General features: G+C 63.0%; 3 protein-coding genes. 2 read left to right on the forward strand and 1 reads right to left on the reverse strand.

What is annotated here, in order from left to right; translation table 11 throughout:
* The first annotated feature begins 69 nt into the window (after positions 1-69).
* Both AC1DRP_RS36110 and AC1DRP_RS36115 read left to right on the forward strand, forming a co-directional pair.
* Positions 70-501 carry a helix-turn-helix domain-containing protein gene (locus tag AC1DRP_RS36110; protein WP_476771089.1) on the forward strand — a complete coding sequence of 144 codons (432 nt, stop codon included), beginning with the start codon at positions 70-72 and terminating at the stop codon, positions 499-501.
* A 1,334-nt stretch (positions 502-1,835) separates the two neighbouring features.
* Positions 1,836-2,228, forward strand: a complete 393-nt coding sequence (locus tag AC1DRP_RS36115; protein WP_476771090.1) for an autotransporter outer membrane beta-barrel domain-containing protein — start codon at positions 1,836-1,838, stop codon at positions 2,226-2,228.
* 121 nt (positions 2,229-2,349) lie between these two features.
* Here the strand turns inward: AC1DRP_RS36115 and AC1DRP_RS36120 are convergent, their stop codons facing one another.
* The gene (locus tag AC1DRP_RS36120; protein ID WP_476771091.1) at positions 2,350-2,559 is read right to left on the reverse strand and encodes a hypothetical protein; all 210 of its coding nucleotides are present in this window, start codon (positions 2,557-2,559) and stop codon (positions 2,350-2,352) included.
* Positions 2,560-2,717 lie beyond the last annotated feature (158 nt).

Below are 2,717 nucleotides of genomic sequence, written 5' to 3' on the forward strand. Positions count from 1 at the left end.
TGGTGGTGCGAACAGACACATCAAGACCGACGAACAGCTCCATGGCAGGCCTCCTGACCGGTTGGATCGATGGAGCCTGACCGGAAGACCGCTCTCCGTCATCCCGTATCAACGGGCGGCCGGAGCCCCAACAACCCGATCTTTTTGTTATCGCTCACTCCGAATAGTCTCGGACATTCGACGGGTTGGGACTTCAAGGATGAAGTAGTGAAGCCTGAGCGGATCCGAAGTGAAGCCGCCGCCGCAATCCTGGGCGTGGGGCGGCGCATAATCCAATCGATGGCTCTCCGCGGGGAATTGCCTGGGGCGGCGAAGATCGGGGGACTTTGGACCTTCGATGAGGCGGCGCTTCGTAGTTACATCCGAGAACGCACCTCACGCCCGAAAGATCGTTATATCGAGCCCAGCGTCGACAAGCCCGAGCGCCGTCCGCCGCTGAAGGCGAAGAATTCCGCCAAAGCCGCGGAGGAAGCGCGCCGGCGATTGCTTCGTGGGAAGTAGGGACGCGGTAACGCCCAGGCCTGACCGAGTCGATGCATTGGGCGAGTGGCTCGCAGCCAATCATCTGCGGAATCCTATCGTTCACCCCTTGTCGCCGCAGGCTGCTTGCCTAAATTTTTTTCGCAGTTTCCTGGGGAAGGAGGGAGCCATGCCATTCTCATCGCTGAGGGACCCCGTTGACCTCGCTCGCGCGCAGGCGGCTCTGGAGGCCGCTTGGAACGAAGTCAGATCGACCGTTCCCGAGGGATTTGAGGAGCGGGAGCGTGCTCGGTTAGCTTACATCGTGGCTGCATTCTTGCACGTCGCCGAAGACGAAGACGACCTCACGCGGCGGGCTGCGGAACGGTTCCGACAAACAATCATGGCATACGGAGGTCCGGCATCGCTTAGGCAGGTCTAAACTCGGCGAAGTTAGGCACGGTCGCCCCGCCTCCGGGGGATTTGGCGGCGGGGCGACCAGGCCGTGAGGGCGCCGGATGTGCGGCGACGCCAACACGCGTGAATCGAACCCACAGCGAAACTGCCGGTTCCGCGGCACAACTTATAATCAGGGAGTTTCCTGGCTCTGGGCAGCGGAGGCGACGTGCGGAGTGTTTCCGCGAAGAAGTTATTCGAACGGGTCAAGTCAGACCCGGTGTAGCCGCCCCCTCCAAGGGCCGCATCTGAGTTTTCGCGACCGCCAAGCATTGCGCCCTCCGGCATGGTGCAGGGAGGACACCCAATGCGTCCGCTTTTGATCGCTAGTTTTTTTCCTTGGGGCGCCGGCCACGATGCCCAACGCCGCAGCACAAAACTTCCGCGCGTCCGAGTCGCTGGACAAGCTGCCCGCGGAATACACGCGCCACAATCGCGATCATCGGATAGCTGAGATGGAGTATTACCAGCAACGGCAACGCTACTACCGGCGCGACCGTTACGACGACGGGTACGGGTACGGTCATCGCCGAGGCGCACCACCGCCTTGGGCGCCCGCCCACGGGTACCGGACGACACCATTCCGCACGCTGGTGATCTCGATGGCTGGCTAAGCTGGCCGCCCTGCCCCGCCGCTTGGTGGGGCAGACTCTTTTCAATGGTCCAGCACGGAGCCCCCCGGCACGGTCAGCCCTTGCCCTGCATAGCCCCACCACCGGCCGAGGGTGTGAACTACGCATCACCCGATGGTCACCTTTGGGCGAGCCGGACCGGCGGGCGATTGCCAGCCCGGCTCTCACCGGGGGGTTGGACAAATCCAGGCGCGCCTCGGCTGTCTAATGAGAGCGCCAAAATCCGAAGAGATTCAACGCCGTCTTTCGGGGCACCTATCAACCGAAAGGATGATCCAATACTGCTCCTTGGGTCGGCAGATTGGTGCAGCGCCGTTCAGCGAGACCGGCGGCGCGACGGCGCTGACCGGCCGCGGCGACGACACCAGCCTCGGCTATTCCACGCTGGGCTTGCGTGCCGCGACCAGCCTCGACCTGCAAGGCATGAGCCTGACCTTGCGCGGCGGGCTCGCCTGGCGCCACGCCTTCGGCGACGTCGACCCGAAAACAACGCTCGCCTTCGCCGGCTCTAGCGCCTTCACGGTGGCCGGCCTGCCGATTGCGAAGGACGCGGCCCTCGTCGAGGCCGGGCTCGACCTCGCGATCAGCCAGAGCGCCACGCTGGGCCTGTCGTATACCGGGCAGCTGGCCCAGGACGCTCAGGACCACGCTTTCAAGGGCGTGCTCGCCGTGAGGTTCTGAGCCAACAAGCGGACCCTCCCGAGGTCAGCTCGGGGTCATTCTGCCCTTTCGACCTCGGTCCGAAAGCTCAATTCGATCGGGCGCCTCAACTCGGCTGATTCGCTCGCATCCTCGCAACAGATCATTCCCGCGAATTCGGCAGCACTCCCATAACCGCTCGCCCGCGCTCGGTCAGTGCGTAGGTGTTGACGCCCGCCCACGCTGGCGCTTGCGTCCATTCGATCAGTCCTTTGCGGATAAGTTCGTCGCGCGCTTTGCCCGGCCGCAAATCGATGCAGCCCCTGTCTGGCCGAAACAGTTGCAAGATCCAGATTTCATCCTGCGTCAGCATCCGACTTCCGTCTGCTCTCGACGAGAACCTTCGGGGAACGCCCATAAAACCCGGCATTTATCGCTGCCGTGCACAGTCTGACTGTGCATCGCTGCGCGACTAATCTTGACCCACCGTTAACCCAACGAACGCTTTGAACCGATCCTTCCAAGCCGGGT

Source organism: Allobosea sp. 01N443 (genome assembly GCF_056399325.1).

Bases quoted from the DNA above. Each gene is read 5' to 3' on its own strand.
- AC1DRP_RS36110 (WP_476771089.1), top strand. From the start codon at position 70: ATGGAGCCTGACCGGAAGACCGCTCTCCGTCATCCCGTATCAACGGGC.
- AC1DRP_RS36120 (WP_476771091.1), bottom strand. From the start codon at position 2,559: ATGCTGACGCAGGATGAAATCTGGATCTTGCAACTGTTTCGGCCAGAC.